The 17,487-nt window shown below is 47.6% G+C and carries 20 protein-coding genes; 12 read left to right on the forward strand and 8 right to left on the reverse strand.

Annotation, left to right across the window (positions count from 1 at the left end; genetic code table 11):
* Positions 1 to 20 precede the first annotated feature (20 nt).
* The 6 genes from pmrG to AC2T15_RS05040 all read right to left on the reverse strand — a co-directional run bounded on the left by pmrG (position 21) and on the right by AC2T15_RS05040 (position 5,554).
* Positions 21 to 665 carry a lipopolysaccharide core heptose(II)-phosphate phosphatase PmrG gene (gene pmrG, locus AC2T15_RS05015; protein ID WP_286593703.1) on the reverse strand — a complete coding sequence of 215 codons (645 nt, stop codon included), beginning with the start codon at positions 663 to 665 and terminating at the stop codon, positions 21 to 23.
* 117 nt (positions 666 to 782) lie between these two features.
* Positions 783 to 1,526 carry a YciK family oxidoreductase gene (locus AC2T15_RS05020; RefSeq protein WP_486778892.1) on the reverse strand — a complete coding sequence of 248 codons (744 nt, stop codon included), beginning with the start codon at positions 1,524 to 1,526 and terminating at the stop codon, positions 783 to 785.
* A 24-nt stretch (positions 1,527 to 1,550) separates the two neighbouring features.
* A complete protein-coding gene (locus AC2T15_RS05025) occupies positions 1,551 to 2,234 on the reverse strand; it encodes an HAD family hydrolase (protein ID WP_053099462.1) in 684 nt (227 codons plus the stop codon).
* On the reverse strand, positions 2,231 to 2,932 hold the full coding sequence (gene ubiG, locus AC2T15_RS05030; protein WP_053099463.1) for a bifunctional 2-polyprenyl-6-hydroxyphenol methylase/3-demethylubiquinol 3-O-methyltransferase UbiG: 702 nt from the start codon (positions 2,930 to 2,932) through the stop codon (positions 2,231 to 2,233). The genes AC2T15_RS05025 and ubiG overlap by 4 nt, the downstream gene beginning before the upstream one ends.
* A gap of 130 nt (positions 2,933 to 3,062) precedes the next feature.
* Positions 3,063 to 4,070, reverse strand: coding sequence for a sulfate ABC transporter substrate-binding protein (locus tag AC2T15_RS05035; protein ID WP_486778893.1), 1,008 nt, complete (start codon positions 4,068 to 4,070; stop codon positions 3,063 to 3,065).
* Positions 4,071 to 4,261: 191 nt separating this feature from the next.
* A complete protein-coding gene (locus tag AC2T15_RS05040; protein ID WP_486778894.1) occupies positions 4,262 to 5,554 on the reverse strand; it encodes an NCS2 family permease in 1,293 nt (430 codons plus the stop codon).
* A gap of 191 nt (positions 5,555 to 5,745) precedes the next feature.
* Between AC2T15_RS05040 and sodC the strand changes: the two genes are divergently transcribed.
* The gene (gene sodC / locus AC2T15_RS05045) at positions 5,746 to 6,306 is read left to right on the forward strand and encodes a superoxide dismutase [Cu-Zn] SodC (RefSeq protein WP_486778895.1); all 561 of its coding nucleotides are present in this window, start codon (positions 5,746 to 5,748) and stop codon (positions 6,304 to 6,306) included.
* 31 nt (positions 6,307 to 6,337) lie between these two features.
* On the opposite strand, the gene AC2T15_RS05050 is transcribed toward sodC, so the two are convergent.
* Positions 6,338 to 7,216, reverse strand: a complete 879-nt coding sequence (locus AC2T15_RS05050; protein ID WP_053102323.1) for a LysR family transcriptional regulator — start codon at positions 7,214 to 7,216, stop codon at positions 6,338 to 6,340.
* A 179-nt stretch (positions 7,217 to 7,395) separates the two neighbouring features.
* Here AC2T15_RS05050 and leuC point away from each other — a divergent pair, with 179 nt between their 5' ends.
* From leuC to asd, 4 genes are all read left to right on the forward strand, one after another.
* On the forward strand, positions 7,396 to 8,820 hold the full coding sequence (gene leuC, locus AC2T15_RS05055) for a 3-isopropylmalate dehydratase large subunit (RefSeq protein WP_053099467.1): 1,425 nt from the start codon (positions 7,396 to 7,398) through the stop codon (positions 8,818 to 8,820).
* Positions 8,821 to 8,830: 10 nt separating this feature from the next.
* Positions 8,831 to 9,478, forward strand: a complete 648-nt coding sequence (gene leuD / locus AC2T15_RS05060) for a 3-isopropylmalate dehydratase small subunit (protein ID WP_053099468.1) — start codon at positions 8,831 to 8,833, stop codon at positions 9,476 to 9,478.
* 54 nt (positions 9,479 to 9,532) lie between these two features.
* Positions 9,533 to 10,615, forward strand: a complete 1,083-nt coding sequence (gene leuB / locus AC2T15_RS05065; protein ID WP_053099469.1) for a 3-isopropylmalate dehydrogenase — start codon at positions 9,533 to 9,535, stop codon at positions 10,613 to 10,615.
* 68 nt (positions 10,616 to 10,683) lie between these two features.
* Positions 10,684 to 11,796 carry an aspartate-semialdehyde dehydrogenase gene (gene asd / locus AC2T15_RS05070; RefSeq protein ID WP_486778896.1) on the forward strand — a complete coding sequence of 371 codons (1,113 nt, stop codon included), beginning with the start codon at positions 10,684 to 10,686 and terminating at the stop codon, positions 11,794 to 11,796.
* Positions 11,797 to 11,860: 64 nt separating this feature from the next.
* On the opposite strand, the gene AC2T15_RS05075 is transcribed toward asd, so the two are convergent.
* On the reverse strand, positions 11,861 to 13,000 hold the full coding sequence (locus tag AC2T15_RS05075) for a cation diffusion facilitator family transporter (protein ID WP_486778897.1): 1,140 nt from the start codon (positions 12,998 to 13,000) through the stop codon (positions 11,861 to 11,863).
* A gap of 143 nt (positions 13,001 to 13,143) precedes the next feature.
* On the opposite strand from AC2T15_RS05075, the gene AC2T15_RS05080 reads away from it, so the two are divergent.
* The 7 genes from AC2T15_RS05080 (at position 13,144) to ccmE (ending at position 17,479) form a co-directional block, all read left to right on the forward strand.
* On the forward strand, positions 13,144 to 13,551 hold the full coding sequence (locus AC2T15_RS05080) for an MliC family protein (RefSeq protein WP_486778898.1): 408 nt from the start codon (positions 13,144 to 13,146) through the stop codon (positions 13,549 to 13,551).
* 63 nt (positions 13,552 to 13,614) lie between these two features.
* Positions 13,615 to 14,451 carry a mechanosensitive ion channel family protein gene (locus AC2T15_RS05085; RefSeq protein ID WP_486778899.1) on the forward strand — a complete coding sequence of 279 codons (837 nt, stop codon included), beginning with the start codon at positions 13,615 to 13,617 and terminating at the stop codon, positions 14,449 to 14,451.
* A 268-nt stretch (positions 14,452 to 14,719) separates the two neighbouring features.
* A complete protein-coding gene (gene ccmA / locus AC2T15_RS05090; protein ID WP_486778900.1) occupies positions 14,720 to 15,325 on the forward strand; it encodes a cytochrome c biogenesis heme-transporting ATPase CcmA in 606 nt (201 codons plus the stop codon).
* Positions 15,325 to 15,993, forward strand: a complete 669-nt coding sequence (gene ccmB, locus AC2T15_RS05095) for a heme exporter protein CcmB (RefSeq protein WP_053102328.1) — start codon at positions 15,325 to 15,327, stop codon at positions 15,991 to 15,993. The genes ccmA and ccmB overlap by 1 nt, the downstream gene beginning before the upstream one ends.
* A gap of 57 nt (positions 15,994 to 16,050) precedes the next feature.
* Complete coding sequence (locus AC2T15_RS05100; RefSeq protein ID WP_053099476.1) at positions 16,051 to 16,800, forward strand: heme ABC transporter permease; 750 nt, start codon at positions 16,051 to 16,053, stop codon at positions 16,798 to 16,800.
* Positions 16,801 to 16,802: 2 nt separating this feature from the next.
* Positions 16,803 to 16,979: a heme exporter protein CcmD gene (ccmD, locus tag AC2T15_RS05105; RefSeq protein ID WP_053102329.1), complete on the forward strand. Its 177-nt coding sequence runs from the start codon at positions 16,803 to 16,805 to the stop codon at positions 16,977 to 16,979.
* Positions 16,976 to 17,479 carry a cytochrome c maturation protein CcmE gene (gene ccmE / locus AC2T15_RS05110; protein WP_053102330.1) on the forward strand — a complete coding sequence of 168 codons (504 nt, stop codon included), beginning with the start codon at positions 16,976 to 16,978 and terminating at the stop codon, positions 17,477 to 17,479. The genes ccmD and ccmE overlap by 4 nt, the downstream gene beginning before the upstream one ends.
* The last annotated feature ends 8 nt before the right edge of the window (positions 17,480 to 17,487 follow it).

The following is a 17,487-nucleotide window of genomic DNA, read 5'->3' on the forward strand; positions in this document are numbered from 1 at the left end:
TAGTTGTCCAGGGGCAAGTGTTAGGTGCGAGGACTGAGGGTGCGTGCCCAGTCGTCGGCATCGACAAAGCCTAACACCTGTTGCTCCTTTAAATTTTCCACGTTAACAAATACCGTAGCTCCGTATTCAAAATCTACCTCAGCATGGGCAAAGTGCTCAGTCAGTTCATCTAAGCAGCTGCTATGGGTGACTAAAAATAGGTTGCGACCTTCTTGCTTAATATTGAGAGCTTGCTTGAAGAAGTCTGGCTGGCATTTAAATAAAAAATCTTTACTGGCGATTTCTTGAGCAAAAATAGCTTGGCTGGTTTGTTTGGTGCGGGTGAGTGGGCTGGTGTAGATATCCCCGTTGGCTAGGCCTAAGTTGGATAAATAGCGCCCCATTTCAAGGCCGGTAGTAACCGAGCGTTGGGTGATACCGCTTGGTTCCGCTAAGCAGGCGGCATCGACTCGACTACAACGCTCTAAATGACGAATAAAAACAATAAGATCACCATCTTGCCATTCTTTAACTAAGGTTTGCGTTAGTTGAAAAGGGCTTTCGGATAGATCGGCAGGTAAAGGTTCACGCCACAGTGGTGAGGTTTCCCAAGCGGTACCGGTAATTAGTGCAGCAAGTGTCAGCGTTTTGACATTGAGCAGTTTTTTTAAGAAGTTAATTTTCATAAACAGTCAATAAAGGGGGGCCAATAAGTAACGCCTGGTTAATACACAGGGATAATACGGCGCAGTAGCGCAGACAGCGTATTATCCCAAAAGTGCGTACAACTCGCCTGTTAGGTTTTATCCTTTGCGAGCATTTAGCGCTTGTCCATTTTCTGTCTGGCTATCAGGCCCCATGAGGTACAGATAAATTGGCATAATTTGCTCTGGCGTGGGGTTGGTTTCTGGGTGCTCACCAGGATAGGCTTGGCTGCGCATTTGGGTGCGGGTAGCACCAGGATTGACTGAGTTACTGCGCACATTGGTACCCTCTAACTCGTCGGCTAATACTTGCATCAACCCTTCGGTGGCAAACTTAGATACGGCATAGGCTCCCCAGTAGGCACGTCCTTTACGACCCACGCTGCTAGAGGTGAAAATAATGGAGGCGTCTTCTGAGAGTCGGAGCAGGGGCAGTAACGCGCGGGTTAAAGAATAGGTGCCATTGACGTTAACCTGCATAACTTTGGCGAAGTTCTCATCGGATAATTGCTCAATTGGAGTGCGCGGTCCCAAAATAGAGGCGTTATGCAAAATGCCATCCAGACGACCAAAGGCTTCTTCAATCATCGCGCCTAGTTCTTCAGACTGATTACTAGTGATGTGTTGTAAGTCCATGGGCACAACCACCGGGGTTGGATGACCTGCAGCCACAATTTCGTCATACACCTGATCAAGGTTGGTTTCGGTTTTACCCAGCAGCAACACCGTTGCGCCATGGGCGGCGTAAGCTTTAGCGGCAGCCGCGCCGATACCGCGCCCCGCACCGGTGACTAAAATAACGCGATTTTCTAGTAAATTAGGACGAGCAACATAATCAAACATGAGATTCCTCAATAATGACTGCTATTAACAGCCACAAATAACTTGTTCTAATAAATTTAATAAGGCTTCAGGACTGGCAACGACTTGATTGGCACCCCACAGCTGCGGATTATCGCTAGCGGCATGATAACCATAGGTGACGGCAATGCTTGGCATATCAGCGGCCTGGGCGGCCTGAATATCACGTAGGTCATCTCCGATATACACAATTTTTTCAGGGCTAAGGGCTAATTGCTCAGCCGCTTTGTAGAGCATATCGGGCGCCGGCTTGCTCTTTTCAACATGTTCAGGGCAGAGCAGCGCTGCGCAACGCTGATCCAGTTGCAGGGCCTGCATAAGTGGTTCGGCAAAGAGCGCGGGTTTGTTAGTCGCCACCCCCCAAGGCACCTGCATTTTTTCTAAAAACTGCAGTACTTCTGGCATGCCGGCAAATAAAGTGGAGTGCTGAGCAAACTGCGTCTGATATCGCTGTAAAAAGTCCAGCTTCAGTAAAGCCGCTTGAGCATCATCAGGCGCTAAATTAAACCCATAATTAACCATGGCTTGCGCGCCTTGGGAGACCACTTGGCGAAAGCCCGCTGTTTGCTCTTGATTAAGTGGGGCTAGTCCTTGCTCGTTACGCATGGCCTGAATAATGGCAATAAAATCACGTGCACTATCAACTAGCGTTCCATCTAAATCAAACAGTACCGCCTGGATTCGACTCATGCTTGAGCCTTAGTGGTGCGCAGCATGTAGTTGACGTCAACATCGGCTTCGAGTTTGTAGATCTTAGTCAAGGGGTTATAGGTCAGGCCAATAATATCTTGGACTTGAAACCCAGCTTGGCGGCACCAAGCCCCTAGCTCAGAAGGGCGAATAAACTTTTTAAAATCATGGGTGCCACGCGGCATTAAACGCAAGACATATTCTGCGCCAATAATTGCGAATAAATATGACTTGGGATTGCGGTTAATCGTCGAAAAAAATACTTGTCCGCCGGGTTTTACCAGTTGATAACAGGCTTGGATAATTGAAGCCGGATCTGGGACGTGCTCCAGCATTTCAAGGCAAGTCACTACATCAAACTGCCCAGGCATTTCCGCGGCTAAGGCTTCGGCGGTGACTTGGCGATACTCAACCTCAACCCCGGACTCCAGTTTATGTAATTCCGCCACCGACAGTGGCGCTTCGCCCATATCAATACCCATAACGGTAGCTCCGCGCTGGGCCATGGCCTCACTTAAAATACCGCCACCACAGCCTACATCCAATACTTTTTTACCCGCTAGGCCGGCGTGCTCATCAATCCAGTTCACTCGCAGTGGGTTAATATCATGTAATGGTTTGAACTCGCTTTCCCGATCCCACCAACGGTGCGCCAAGGCTTCAAATTTAGCAATCTCAGCATGATCAACATTGGACATAGTGTTTCCCCAAACGGTAGTACTAAAAATGACTACATAATGCCATGTTAGGGGCTAAAAGCCTATGAAAACCAAGGGGCTTGCTCATCAATTTAAGCCAGAAAAAAGCTTAACTGCAGCGCTTGCTCGGTTACTTAGCGCCTTGTTGAAGCTGATCAAAAATGCCGCCATCATTAAAAAACTTGGGTTGGGCGTGCGCCCAGCCGCCAAAAAACTGATCAATGGTCACTAAGTTCAGCTGAGCAAACTGTCCACTAAACTCTTCAGCTATTTTAGGGTTGCGTGGTCGATAAAAGTGCTTAGCAGCAATCCGTTGGCCTTCATCGCTATATAGATATTCAAGATAGGCAGTGGCTAATTCGCGGGTGCCTTTGCGTTCAACATTACGCTCAACAATGGCCACTGGTGGTTCAGCTAGGATTGAAATGGAGGGGGTGACAATCTCGAACTCCTGCTCGGGATGTTGCTGCAAACTAAGGTAAGCCTCATTTTCCCAAGCAAGTAACACATCACCTAAGCCATTACTGGCAAAGGTATTGGTTGCGCCTCTGGCTCCACTGTCAAGTACAGGCACGTTACGGTAGAGTTGTTGCACAAACTCATGTGCCTGCTGCTCATCGCCGAGTGTTTTTTGCGCATAAGCCCAAGCTGCAAGAAAATTCCAACGAGCACCACCTGAGGTTTTAGGATTAGGGGTAATGACTTCAATGCCAGACTGTATTAAGTCATCCCAGTCTTTGATCTGCTTTGGGTTACCTTTACGCACTAAAAAAACAATGGTTGAAGTGTAGGGGGTGCTGCTATGGGGTAAACGAGTTTGCCAGTCTTTAGGCAGCCAATTACCGGTGCGGTGGAGTTCATCAATATCACCGGCTAAAGCTAAGGTCACCACATCAGCTGCTAAACCTTCGACTACCGCCCGCGCTTGTTTGCCTGAGCCACCATGGGACTGACGAATCTGTACTGCTGGGTGTCCTTGAGCTTGCCAGTATTGATTAAAGGCGCGGTTGTAGTCGTTATACAACTCACGGGTAGGGTCGTAAGAGACGTTTAATAAGCTTTGTGCATGCAGGCTAAAACTACTAGCGATCAATACTAAAGCGGTTAATGGGCGAGTAAACCAAGGCTGAGTCGACATCTGTAAGCTCCTAAGCTAAATGTGTAATGCCTACGATAGATAGGCGAAGTGTTAGCTTAGGTGAGCTTGGATAGAACGAAAAAGACTGTTTTTACCTTTGCTTAGAGAGATTTGATTGGTGGAAAACTGGGCTCAGTAGTAAGCAGAGCCCAGTATTTTTAGCGAAAATAGTGGCAGAGCTGATCTTATGTCTAAGGAAAAAAGCCAAGCTTTAAGACAAATAAGCTGGAAAGTACCCACATAGCAAGATTTAAATCCTTATAGCGGCCACTCATCACCTTGATTAAGGTCCAGCTAATAAAGCCAAAGGCGATGCCATTGGCAATCGAAAATGTCAGCGGCATGGCCAGTGCAGCGACTACCACTGGAGCTGCAACTGTGATGTCCTCCCAGTTAATATGAGCTAGGCCACTGGTCATCAGTACCGCGACAAAAAACAGTGCAGGAGCCGTTGCATATAAAGGAATAGCAGCGGCCAGCGGTGAGAAAAACAGGCTCAGTAAAAAGCAAACAGCAACCACACAGGCGGTGAGCCCGGTGCGTCCACCTACCGCAGTGCCCGCAGTTGATTCAACATAACTGGTAGTGGTGCTGGCACCAATCATCGAGCCGGCCATGGTGGCAGTGCTGTCGGCTAGCAGTGCACGGCCTAAGCGTGGCAAGTTACCCTGTTCATCAACCAGCTTGGCCCGTTGCGCGACTCCAATTAAAGTACCAGAGGTATCAAATAGATCGACAAACAAAAAGGCAAAAATTACGCTGATCAGGCCTACATCTAAGGCGCCAGCAATATCCAGTTGCATAAAGGTGGGTGCGAGGCTGGGTGGCATACTTATGACGCCATTTAACTGGGTATCACCTAAGGCTAAAGCAGCTGCCGTTACAGCCAAAATTCCGATCATAACAGCGCCAGTTACTTTGCGGTAAGTTAAGGCGACAATGAGAGCAAAGCCAAAAGTAGCCAAAAGCGGAGCGGTTTTGTTTAGCGCGCCAAGACCGACTAGGGTGTCGGGATTAGCCACTACAATTTCTGCTTTGGTTAAAGCAATTAAAGCCAGAAATAACCCAATTCCCGCACTGATCGCCGAGCGCAAAGGCAGTGGAATGCTATTAATAATCCATTCGCGAATTTTAAAAATCGACATGCAAAAAAAGATTAAACCCGATAAGAAAACGGCACCCAGCCCCACTTGCCAGGTGTAGCCCATGGTCAGCACCACGGTGTAGGTAAAGAACGCATTTAAGCCCATACCAGGGGCCAAAGCGATAGGGTAATTAGCCAGTAACCCCATAATCGCAGAACCAATCGCCCCTGCTAAGCAAGTGGCAACAAACACTGCCCCTTTATCCATCCCTGTTTCTGCCAGCATATTGGGGTTGATAAAGAGAATGTAGGCCATCGTTAAGAAGGTGGTCACGCCCGCTAAAATTTCAGTTTTAATGGTCGTGTTATGGGCTGAGAGTTTGAAATACTGTTCCAGCATGTCTGTTTCCAGAAGCAAAAAAGAAAGCATGATACCAGAGCCCGGCTAGCTCAACACCCCGCATAGCAATGAGTACTAAGATGTTTTGCCGACTTAACTTTTATTAGGTTCGACTAGCACAGATTTTGTCGAACTTTGTAGTAAATGCCGCTTCCATATTGAGATTATTTTAATTGGTGAGGAAGGTTGTTATGTATAACGTTAAATGTTTGTTGCCAACGTTCGCGTTAGCTATAGCTGGAATCGGCGCTAATCCATCTGTTTTGGCTGCTGATCGCTCAGAACGCTTAACCATTGAGGTGCATGCCACGAGTGAGCAGGGGCAAGGTGCGGCCTTAGGGACGATTAACATTGAGCCAACGCCCTATGGTTTATTGTTTACACCAGAGCTTAAGGGGTTAGCAGCAGGACTTCATGGGTTTCATATTCATGAGCATGCAAATTGCGCTCCAAGTACAGATGATCAAGCTAAGGTAGTTCCGGCTGGAGCTGCTGGTGGGCACTTTGATCCAGAAAAAACGGGGCAACATCTTGGGCCTTATAATAGCGCAGGGCATTTAGGTGACTTGCCAGCCCTTTACGTTAATGCCGAAGGCGTAGCCGATTACCCAGTACTGGCGCCAAAGCTGCGGGAGTTAGCACAAATTAAAAATCGCTCAATTATGATTCATGCTGGAGGCGATAACCATAGTGATCATCCCGCGCCCTTGGGCGGCGGTGGTGCGCGCATGGCCTGTGGCGTGATTAATTAACGGTCATTGTTAGCGCCGAGTCAGGGCTGCTTTACTCGGCGTTTTTATAGCTATGTAAAATATCAATAAAGGCATTAACTGCATTTGAGGCAGTGCGTTGTTGATGCTGAATATAGCCCAGTGGACGAAGTAAACTAGGAGTCTGTACGTTGAGTTGTATTAGCTCTGTGTCGAGCATAGTTTTCGGCAGAACACTCCAAGCCAATCCGATAGAGACCATCATTTTAATGGTTTCCATATAGTTAGTACTCATACTGATGCAAGGAACTAAGCCTTGCTGATCAAATAACTGCTGGGCAATTTTTTGGGTAAAGGTGTGACTGCCAGGAAAAATAGCAGGGTGGCTGGCTAGCTCAGATAAGGTAAGCGGTGCTTGCTCTGCTAACGGATGATCCTTAGCGGCGACAAAGACCAGTTCATCATTCCATAACAGATGGGCTGCCAGTGGGGGTAGCGTGTGGGGAGAGAGGGTAATAATCGCTAACTCGCAGCGCCCTTGGAGCACTTCCTCATAAGCCACCTCAGAATCTAAGAAACGAATATCTAGCTGTACCTCAGGATAGCGCCGCGTAAACTCTCGCAAAATAGGCGGCAAACGATGCAGGCCAATATGGTGGCTGGTGGCTAAGCTCAGCGAGCCGCTGACCTGGTGCTCAAGATTATGTAACGCGCGTTGAGTGTCTTTAAGTTCATTAATTAAGCGATAGGCTCTAGGCAATAAGGCTTTACCGGCGTCAGTTAATAGAATGTCGCGGTTTATTCGATCAAATAAGCGCACGCCCAATTGCTGCTCAAGGGCAGAAATACGTTTACTCACCGCCGGCTGAGTAACGTGTAATTGCTCGGCGGCCAACGAGAAGCTTAGCTGCTCAGCTGCAGCGACAAAGGTATTGAGGTGAGTAAGATCCATAACAGCGCCCGTGAAGTCCTAGTCTGAAATGTATTCCAAAATGGAATGCAATCGATGAAAAAATAAAATTTGAGTTATTTGAGCAAAGTTTCTAGGATAAAGCTATAAGCACATTCAGTGCGGGGCGATACAGCCTAGAAAATTATACCGCAGCTAAGATAAATGATGAGGGTAAGCCAATGACCGGCAAGACACTGTATGACAAGTTATGGGATATGCACGAAGTAAAGCGTCGTGATGACGGTTCTTCGTTAATTTACATTGATCGTCATATTCTGCATGAAGTGACATCACCCCAGGCATTTGAGGGGTTACGTCTTGCAGGGCGTCAGCCATGGCGTATTGATGCCAACATTGCTACCCCTGATCACAACGTACCAACCACGAAAAAAGAGCGTGAGGGTGGAATTGCAGCCATTGCTGATGAAACCTCACGTATTCAGGTGCAAACATTAGATGCTAATTGCGATGAGTTTGGCATTGTTGAGTTTAAGATGAATGATATCCGTCAAGGGATTGTTCACGTAATTGGGCCAGAGCAGGGTGCTACCTTGCCAGGAATGACCGTGGTTTGCGGTGACTCCCATACCTCTACCCATGGTGCTTTTGGTGCCTTAGCTCATGGCATTGGGACTTCAGAAGTTGAGCATGTGCTGGCTACTCAGTGTTTAGTGGCCAAAAAAATGAAAAATATGCAAGTACGGGTTGAAGGCCAGTTAGGAGCAGGCGTGACTGCCAAAGACGTCGTGTTGGCGATCATTGGTAAAATTGGTACCGCAGGGGGTACCGGTTATGCCATTGAGTTTGCCGGTAGTGCGATCCGTGATTTATCGATGGAAGGTCGGATGACCATTTGTAACATGTCGATTGAAGCCGGTGCGCGTGTTGGTTTAGTCGCTGTCGACGAGAAAACTATTGATTATGTGAAAGGTCGTCCGTACTCACCTAAGGGGCAGGATTGGGAGCAAGCGGTTACCGTTTGGCAAGGGTTAGTTTCAGATGCAGATGCTCAATTTGACAAAGTCGTTGAACTGCGTGCTGAAGACATTAAACCACAAGTGAGCTGGGGCACCTCGCCAGAGATGGTCTTGCCAGTGGATGCTAATGTACCTGATCCCGCTCAAGAAGCAGATCCTGTGAAGCGTGACTCGATTCAGCGAGCCTTAAATTATATGGGGCTGAGAGCCAATCAAGCGATTACCGACATCAAAGTTGACCGGGTATTTATTGGTTCTTGCACCAACTCACGGATTGAAGACTTGCGGGCTGCGGCTGAGGTAGCTAAAGGGCGCAAAGTGGCAGCTAACGTGCTTCAGGCCATGGTGGTGCCAGGTTCTGGATTAGTTAAGCAACAAGCCGAAGCAGAAGGTTTGGATAAAATCTTTATTGAGGCAGGCTTTGAATGGCGTGAGCCTGGTTGCTCTATGTGCTTAGCGATGAACCCTGATAAATTAGGCAGCGGTGAGCACTGTGCCTCGACCTCTAACCGTAACTTTGAAGGACGCCAAGGCAATGGCGGACGCACCCATTTAGTCAGTCCTGCAATGGCTGCAGCGGCCGCAGTTCAAGGTCATTTTGTTGATGTGCGTGAATTATTAAATTAAGGAGAGTTCCATGAAAGCTTTTACTCAACATACGGGATTAGTGGCTCCTTTGGATCGCGCCAACGTAGACACTGACCAAATTATTCCTAAGCAATTTTTAAAATCGATTAAGCGCACCGGTTTTGGCCCGAACTTGTTTGACGAGTGGCGTTATTTAGATGAAGGCTATCCGGGGCAAGACAATAGTCAACGTCCGATAAACCAAGACTTTGTACTGAACCAAGCGCGTTACCAAGGGGCGAGTGTGTTATTGGCGCAAGAAAACTTTGGCTGCGGTTCTAGTCGTGAACATGCGCCTTGGGCGTTAGATGAATATGGTTTTCGCTGTGTGATTGCACCGAGCTTTGCGGATATTTTTTACAACAACAGCTTTAAAAATGGCTTGCTGCCGATTGTATTAGAACAAGCAGAAGTGGATGCGTTGTTTGAGCAAGTGTTTGCTGAGCCAGGCTATCAGTTAACGGTAGACCTTGAGGCGCAAACGGTCACCCGTCCTGATGGCGTCAGCTACAGTTTTGAGGTGGATGCATTCCGTAAGCACTGCTTGCTCAATGGTTTGGATGATATTGGTTTAACCTTGCAAGACGAAGCAGCGATTAAAGATTTTGAAGCTAAGCACCAAGCGGCGCAGCCTTGGTTATTTGGCGCAATTAAGTAAATTAATTTGATCGAGCTGGCGCTTAGCGTCAGCTCCAGTAAGAAGAGAAAGCAAATGAGCAAAACAGTATTAGTGTTTCCAGGTGATGGGATTGGTCCTGAAATTACCGCTGAAGCGGTTAAAGTATTAGAACTGGCTAATCAAAAATACAGTTTGGGTTTAACCCTGCAACAGGATGTGATTGGTGGCGCAGCCATTGATCAGCACGGTGTCCCTTTAGCTGATGAAACCTTGGCTCGTGCCCGTCAAGCCGATGCTGTGCTGTTAGGTGCTGTGGGCGGGCCTAAGTGGGACACCTTGGATCGTGCGATTCGTCCTGAGCGTGGCTTGTTGAAAATTCGCTCTGAATTAAAACTGTTCGCAAACTTGCGCCCAGCACTGCTGTATCCACAGCTAGCTGAAGCCTCTACCTTAAAGCCAGAAGTGGTATCAGGCTTAGATATTTTAATCGTGCGTGAACTAACCGGTGGGATCTATTTCGGTAGCCCGCGCGACACAGTAACTTTAGAGAATGGCGAACGCAAAGCCTTTGATACGCTACCCTATAGCGAAAGTGAAATTCGTCGTATTGCTAAAGTAGGCTTTGAGATGGCACAGTTACGCAACAAAAAGCTGTGCTCAGTAGATAAAGCAAACGTTTTAGAGTCCAGCCGTTTGTGGCGTGAAGTGGTTGAAGAAGTGGCAAAAGACTACCCAGAAGTAGAGTTAAGCCACATGTACGTAGATAACGCCGCCATGCAATTGGTGCGTGCGCCAAAACAGTTTGATGTCATAGTTACAGATAACATGTTTGGTGATATTCTCTCGGATGAAGCTTCAATGCTGACTGGCTCGATTGGTATGTTGCCCTCAGCCTCCTTGGATGCAAATAACAAAGGTATGTATGAACCTTGTCACGGTTCAGCACCGGACATTGCAGGTCAAGGCTTAGCAAACCCGCTGGCAACCATTTTGTCGGTATCGATGATGTTGCGTTATACCTTTAATCAGGTAGCTGCAGCAGATGCTATTGAGCAGGCGGTCAGTGACGTCTTAGATCAAGGCTTGCGTACTGGAGATATCTGGTCGCAAGGAATGGAAAAAGTAAGTACAAGCGCTATGGGTGATGCAGTGGTTGCAGCACTCGCAAAGCTATAACGTGCTTCTCTTTGCCCTAGCTAATCGTTGATTGGCTGGGGCAACTTATTTATAAGGTGTAGTTACAGATGAAACGTGTAGGTCTGATTGGTTGGCGTGGAATGGTTGGTTCGGTCTTAATGCAGCGTATGCAAGAAGAGCGAGACTTCGATTTAATTGAACCGGTATTTTTCACTACCTCAAACGTAGGGGGTGAAGCGCCGAGTGTTGGGCGCGATGTGCCAACCTTAAAAGATGCTTACGATCTTGATGAGTTAAAAGGATTAGATATCATTTTGACCTGTCAAGGTGGCGACTACACCTCAGAGGTTTTCCCAAAACTGCGCGAAGCGGGTTGGAAGGGCTACTGGATTGATGCGGCGTCCACCTTACGGATGGATGACAACGCCGTTATTGTGTTAGATCCAGTGAACCGCCGTGGCATCGACAAAGCGATTGATGCGGGACAAAAAGAGTTTATTGGCGGCAACTGCACCGTGAGCTTAATGCTCATGGGGTTAGGTGGTTTATTTGAGGCAGGCTTGGTGGAATGGATGAGCGCCATGACCTATCAGGCCGCCAGTGGTGCTGGTGCGCAAAACATGCGCGAACTGATTAAGCAAATGGGCGCGATTCAGCAATCAGTTGCCACTGAGCTTGATGATCCTGCCTCGGCTATTTTAGAAATCGATCGTAAAGTAGCCCAGATGCAGCGCAGCGATGCCTTTCCTACCGACCATTTCGGCGTGCCATTAGCCGGCAGCTTGATTCCATGGATTGACTCTGAGTTACCTAATGGCCAAAGCCGTGAAGAGTGGAAAGCTCAGGCTGAAACTAACAAAATTTTAGGCCGTTTTAAAAATCCAATTCCAGTGGATGGCCTCTGCGTACGTGTAGGAGCGATGCGCTCTCACAGCCAAGCGCTGACGATCAAACTAAACAAAGATGTGCCAATTAGTGATCTAGAAGACCTTATTAGTCAACATAATCCATGGGTTAAGCTAATTCCTAATCAGCGTGAAGCAACCATGAAAGAGCTGACGCCAGCGGCTATTACGGGCACCATGAATATCCCTGTGGGACGTTTACGTAAGTTGAATATGGGCTCGCAATTTGTTGGCGCCTTTACTGTTGGTGACCAATTGCTATGGGGCGCGGCAGAGCCATTGCGCCGTATGCTGCGGATTTTACTCGAGCGCTAAGTGAGTAAGTAATTAAAAAGCCCATCAAACGATGGGCTTTTTTGTGTGGATCGCATTGTGCCTTTTAGTGTGCTTGATAGCTAATGCGTACAGTACGTAGCTTAAGCGCAGTGGGGGCTTTTTGCCGTAATTGTTCGGCCAGTTGCGGTTCAATGACTTCAGGCAAGGGAAGTAATAAATCAACTTCGATCTGTCCGCTTAAATAATGCAAAGTTGCGCTGCCTAGTACGGCAGGCGCAATGACTCCTTGCCAGCTAATCGCCAGCTGTTCAAGCACATGGTGGCGTAGCGGTAGGTCAGCACACAGGTCAGAAAGTGCATCATCTTCAGGATCAATATGAATCATCACATCGCCAATGCTTTCGTGCTCTTCCATTAGACGCATTCTCACATAGTCACCAATATGGTGGCCTTCAGATACACTGAGATGCGAGTCTACTTCAATATGCACATCAATTAAGGAGGTACCAGCCATACGCCGAGAGCGTAGCATATGCATGCTTTTCACACCCTCAACTTGCTTAATGACTCGTTTAATGGCTTTGATTTTTTGTGGTTCTAATCCGGTATCAATCAGTTCGCGAACCGCACTCCAGGTTTGATCCCAGCCGATTTTAACAATCATCACAGCCACAGCTAGGGCGGCAAAGGCATCTAAATAAGGGAAACCTAATAAACTGCCACCCACACCGATAAACACGACAATCGAAGAAATAGCATCTGAGCGGTGGTGCCAGGCATTCGCTGCTAGCAGGCTGGATTTGGTTTGCTTAGCGGCGCGCATGGTGTAGTGATACAGCCATTCATTAGCGGCAATCGACAGTGCGGCTACCCACAGCACAATTTGGGTAGGAATCAGTAGTGTTTCAGGCTCAAGTAAACGCTTACCGGCATCCCACATAATGCCAGCAGCAGTCACCATCAAGACCACACCCAAGAGTACAGTAAAGGCGGTTTCAATTCGGCCATGCCCGTAAGGGTGCTCTTGATCTGCTGGCTGGTTGCTGTATTTGGCCGCAAACCACACCATTAAGTCAGTACTAAGATCGGCCAGTGAGTGCAAACCATCGGCTAATAGCGCATGGGAGTGACCAATAAAACCAAAAATAATTTTGCCAAAGGTTAGCGTAGCGTTAACTAAGGCACCCACTAAGCTGGTATTGCACATAGCTTTTTGCCGCGCCTGAATGAGTTCTTTGTTCATGTCTTACCCACATTGCTAGCAGAGAATTGTAGGCACGGTACGCAGTCTGCAAAGCTTTGTCTAGTAAGGCTTTGCCAGAACTTTTAGATGGGTTTGCATCTAATAATCATTGCTAATTTAATCAAGCGTAAGGTGGGTAATTTATGAGACAAACACTCAGCACAAAAATACGGGCACTAGTCATGGTCATCGGTGGTCTGCCGCTACTGGGAGTAGCCAGCCAAGCCGCTAGCAATTCAGCTCAGGCCGCGCAGGGTGACACGATGGTACAAAAAATCTATCAGTGTGAGCGGGGCTTAGTATTGCCAGTGAGTTATATCAATACCCAGTCGGGTGGAGCCTTTGCTGTGCTGCAGGTAGAAGGGAGACAAATACCCATGCAAATTACCAGTAGCGGTTCAGGTGCGCGCTATCTCTCAATTAATCAAGAGTTACGCTATAGCTGGCACACTAAAGGTGAGTTGGGAGTTTTATCCTGGATTAGCTCCAATAAAAAAGCCCCAGAAGAAGAGCAAGGGCTATTAAAAGATTGTAAAGAGCTGCTTAGGTAACGCAAAATTATCCTAGGCGAGGCATTGTTCGCAGATTTATCACTTAATAAACAAGAGGTTTTCATGGGTAGCAGTATCCAGCAATGGACAGAGCAAGCGAAACAAAACTGGTGGCCATGGCTGCTTGAATACGGCAGTCATGTGTTATTTGCCCTAATCACCTTAGTGGTGGGCTGGTGGCTGATTAATCAAGTGGTTAATGCCATTGAGCGCTTCACTCAGCAGCGCCACGCTGATCCGATGCTCAGTGGCTTTATTAGCTCGTTGGTCAGTGCGCTACTGCGCATCATGCTGTTGATTAGCGCAGCTGGCATGCTCGGGATCCAAACAACTTCTTTTATTGCTTTGCTCGGTGCGGCTGGTTTGGCTGTTGGTATGGCATTGCAGGGCAGTCTGTCAAACTTTGCAGGCGGCGTGTTGATTTTGTTTTTACGACCGTTTCGGGCTGGCGATTACATTGAGGCCCAAGGCACTGGTGGAACGGTAGAAAGTATTATGATTTTTCATACTGTGTTAAAAACCGGAGATAATAAAACCGTAATTTTGCCCAATGGCGCATTATCTAACGGCAGTATTGTGAACTTTTCACGCAAGCCTACCCGCCGAGTTGATCTTAATTTAGGGATTGATTATGGCGACGATTTACAACAAGCCCGCGCAATCTTATTAGCGATTGCAAATGCCGATGAGCGCGTACTGCAAGAGCCAAAGCCTGTGGTGTATCTGACCTCGCTGGGTGATAACTCGGTTAATATCTCGTTGCGAATGTGGGTGAAAAGTGCCGATTATTGGGGCGTATTCTTTGAGCTACAAGAGCAAGCAAAAGAGCGCTTTGACGCGGAGGGAATTAATTTCCCATTCCCACAACGCACCGTGCATCTAGCCAAACAGGCGGACTAGCAGAACAATATGACGGCCTGATTAAAAAATAGCCACTGCTCGGCAACTGAGTGCTGACAGTGGCTGCAGCGTATTTTTTGAAGTTATTCACAGACCCTTCCACACTTTTTGTGAGTAATCCCTTGGTCGTATAAAGTCAGAAAAATGATAGGAATCAAGCTGTAACAAACTGTTGAAGAAGATTCCGCCGTGCTTACATAAGGCTGCTATAATCCGCGCGGTTATACCTTTATTACATGTCTTCTGATTGGGTTAGTGTGAGCTTGCTGTGAGCCATCTTTTATTCTCTGCCGAAAACCTTAGTTGTGAGCGCGACGGTCGTTTGCTGTTTCAGCAGCTGAGTTTTACCGTGCAGGGAGGCGATATGCTGCAAGTGGTTGGACCGAATGGCAGTGGTAAATCAAGTCTATTGCGTTTAGTGACCGGCATGCGTCAGCCCAGCTCAGGCCACATTCAGCGGCAAAGCTCTGGAATTTTATGGATTGGCCATGCACCAGGGATTAACGGTTTATTGAGTGCGGAAGAGAACCTAAGTTGGTTGTCAGCATTAACCGGTGTTAAGGCCAGTGCGGTGCAAATTCAGCAAGCACTAACTGCAGTTGGCCTGCGCGGTTTTGAGGATGTGCCTTGCCACACCTTATCAGCTGGGCAGCAGCGGCGTGTGGCTTTAGCTCGTTTGTATTTGCCAGCTGCCGCACTGTGGGTATTGGATGAGCCCTTTACAGCACTAGATAAAGCCGCAGTGGCTCAGCTTGAACAGCATTTAGCTGCGCATTGTGAGCAAGGAGGTGCTGTGATCTTAACTACGCACCATGACTTACAGCATAAACCCCAACAGTTTGCTGAAGTAGATCTAAGTAAGGCAGGGAGTTGATGTCATTATTTTTCTTATTATTTCAACGAGAAGCGCGCTTACTATTTCGTCGAGTTTCTGACTTGATTAACCCGCTGATTTTTTTTGCTATTGTAGTTGCGCTGTTTCCATTAGCGGTTGGGCCAGAGGTCGGGTTATTGCAGACACTATCGCCTGGTTTGATCTGGGTAGCGGCACTGTTAGCTGTGCTGTTGTCCCTAGATGGTTTGTTTCGCGCAGACTTTGAAGATGGCTCCCTAGAGCAATGGGTAGTTTCCGAGCGTTTTTTACCTTTGCTGTGTTTGGCCAAGGTGGCTGCGCACTGGCTATTTTCAGGGTTAGCCTTGGTCTTATTAGCGCCTGTTTTAGCCTTGATGCTAGGACTGCCTGCAGCTTGCATTCCTGACTTATTACTGTCGTTATTGCTCGGCACCCCAGTGCTTAGCTTGCTAGGAGCAGTGGGCGCGGCACTAACCGTTGGTCTAAAACGGGGTGGATTGCTCTTGGCGTTATTGATTTTACCGCTTTATATTCCGGTGCTGATTTTAGGCAGTGGTACTTTACAAGCCGCACTGCAAGGCTTGCCCACCACTGGTTATCTGCTGTGGATGGCCTGTTTAACCGTATTAAGTATTACCTTAACTCCTTTTGCGATAGCTGCAGGGTTAAGTATTAGTGTGGCAGAATAGCCGGCTAACAAACGTGATGATTAAGCTCCCACTGAATGAAGAAGGTAGAAAAAATCAATGAATTGGGCATGGTTTCATAAATGGGGTTCACCTAAGTGGTTCTATGAAAAAAGTGGTAATTGGTTACCTTGGCTAGTCATTGCATCAATTATCTTATTAGCTGTAGGGATGGTGTGGGGACTCGCGTTTGCCCCTGAGGATTATCAGCAAGGTAACAGCTTTCGGATTATTTATATCCATGTTCCTGCGGCATTTCTAGCCCAGTCAATTTATGTGACCCTAGCCATTGCCGGCCTGGTCAGCTTGGTCTGGAAAATGAAGGTTGCCGATGTTGCTTTGCAGCAAGCAGCACCGATTGGGGCGTGGATGACGTTTATTGCACTCTTTACTGGTGCGGTGTGGGGTAAGCCAACCTGGGGTGCATGGTGGGTATGGGATGCGCGTTTGACGGCGATGCTGATTTTATTATTTTTATATTTTGGAGTGATCGCCTTAAGTCATGCGATTACTAACCGCGAAAGTGCGGCTAAAGCGTGCGCGATTCTATCCATTGTCGGAGTGGTTAATATTCCCATAATTAAGTACTCGGTAGAATGGTGGAACACCTTGCATCAGCCTGCCACCTTTACCGTAACCGAAAAACCGGCGATGCCCTTCGATATGTGGATGCCTTTATTGTTAATGGTGTTGGGGTTTTATTGCTTTTTTACTGCGGTGTTATTTGTGCGAATGCGCTTAGAAATATTAAAACGCGAGCACCGAGCCCGTTGGGTCGGTGACATTGTGAAGCAACAGCTGGAGCGCTAGTTATGTATTTTGCGTCCTTGAGTGATTTTTTGGCCATGGGTCAGCATGGCATCTATGTTTGGTCGGCCTATGCCGTAGCCCTTGCGGTGCTAGGTCTAAATGTTATGTTGCCGTTGTTAGCACGTCGGCGTTATCTGAAACAAGCAGCGCGTCAGTTGCGTCGGGAGCAGTCACTGTGAATCCAGTTCGTAAAAAACGTTTAATCATCGTCTTAGCTATTTTATTAGGCGTCAGCGCGACCGTAGGGATTGGATTACTCGCCTTGAAAGAAAATATTAACCTGTTCTACAGCCCAACCCAGATCGCCCAAGGTGAGGCGCCGGAAGAAATGCGGATTCGTGCCGGCGGCTTGGTCAAAGACGGCTCGGTTAAGATTTTAAATGAGCAAGAGTCACAAAGTGACGACAAAACCATCGTCACTCGTCAGTTTGTGATCACCGATGGTCAGCATGATGTAACGGTGCAATTTACTGGCTTCTTGCCTGACTTGTTCCGCGAAGGGCAAGGAATTGTAGCGCAAGGTAAGCTGAATCATGCTCGGGTATTGTTAGCTGATGAAGTCTTAGCTAAACATGATGAAAACTACATGCCGCCAGAGGTGACTAAAGCCTTAGAAGAGGCCGGCGTTCTCAAGCATTATGAAAATGGCGATCAAGCGACCGCTAAGGATAAAAACTAATGAATAGC

It is taken from the genome of Thiopseudomonas sp. SA1F2-1K, assembly GCF_057443035.1.

What these genes read in the sequence shown, in the direction of transcription:
- ccmD (WP_053102329.1), top strand. Translation starts at nt 16,803, where the DNA reads ATGTATTTTGCGTCCTTGAGTGATTTTTTGGCCATGGGTCAGCATGGC.
- leuC (WP_053099467.1), top strand. Translation starts at nt 7,396, where the DNA reads ATGACCGGCAAGACACTGTATGACAAGTTATGGGATATGCACGAAGTA.
- leuB (WP_053099469.1), top strand. Translation starts at nt 9,533, where the DNA reads ATGAGCAAAACAGTATTAGTGTTTCCAGGTGATGGGATTGGTCCTGAA.
- AC2T15_RS05050 (WP_053102323.1), bottom strand. Translation starts at nt 7,216, where the DNA reads ATGGATCTTACTCACCTCAATACCTTTGTCGCTGCAGCTGAGCAGCTA.
- AC2T15_RS05025 (WP_053099462.1), bottom strand. Translation starts at nt 2,234, where the DNA reads ATGAGTCGAATCCAGGCGGTACTGTTTGATTTAGATGGAACGCTAGTT.
- AC2T15_RS05020 (WP_486778892.1), bottom strand. Translation starts at nt 1,526, where the DNA reads ATGTTTGATTATGTTGCTCGTCCTAATTTACTAGAAAATCGCGTTATT.
- sodC (WP_486778895.1), top strand. Translation starts at nt 5,746, where the DNA reads ATGTATAACGTTAAATGTTTGTTGCCAACGTTCGCGTTAGCTATAGCT.
- AC2T15_RS05040 (WP_486778894.1), bottom strand. Translation starts at nt 5,554, where the DNA reads ATGCTGGAACAGTATTTCAAACTCTCAGCCCATAACACGACCATTAAA.
- leuD (WP_053099468.1), top strand. Translation starts at nt 8,831, where the DNA reads ATGAAAGCTTTTACTCAACATACGGGATTAGTGGCTCCTTTGGATCGC.
- ubiG (WP_053099463.1), bottom strand. Translation starts at nt 2,932, where the DNA reads ATGTCCAATGTTGATCATGCTGAGATTGCTAAATTTGAAGCCTTGGCG.
- AC2T15_RS05075 (WP_486778897.1), bottom strand. Translation starts at nt 13,000, where the DNA reads ATGAACAAAGAACTCATTCAGGCGCGGCAAAAAGCTATGTGCAATACC.
- AC2T15_RS05085 (WP_486778899.1), top strand. Translation starts at nt 13,615, where the DNA reads ATGGGTAGCAGTATCCAGCAATGGACAGAGCAAGCGAAACAAAACTGG.
- ccmB (WP_053102328.1), top strand. Translation starts at nt 15,325, where the DNA reads ATGTCATTATTTTTCTTATTATTTCAACGAGAAGCGCGCTTACTATTT.
- asd (WP_486778896.1), top strand. Translation starts at nt 10,684, where the DNA reads ATGAAACGTGTAGGTCTGATTGGTTGGCGTGGAATGGTTGGTTCGGTC.
- pmrG (WP_286593703.1), bottom strand. Translation starts at nt 665, where the DNA reads ATGAAAATTAACTTCTTAAAAAAACTGCTCAATGTCAAAACGCTGACA.
- AC2T15_RS05100 (WP_053099476.1), top strand. Translation starts at nt 16,051, where the DNA reads ATGAATTGGGCATGGTTTCATAAATGGGGTTCACCTAAGTGGTTCTAT.
- AC2T15_RS05035 (WP_486778893.1), bottom strand. Translation starts at nt 4,070, where the DNA reads ATGTCGACTCAGCCTTGGTTTACTCGCCCATTAACCGCTTTAGTATTG.
- AC2T15_RS05080 (WP_486778898.1), top strand. Translation starts at nt 13,144, where the DNA reads ATGAGACAAACACTCAGCACAAAAATACGGGCACTAGTCATGGTCATC.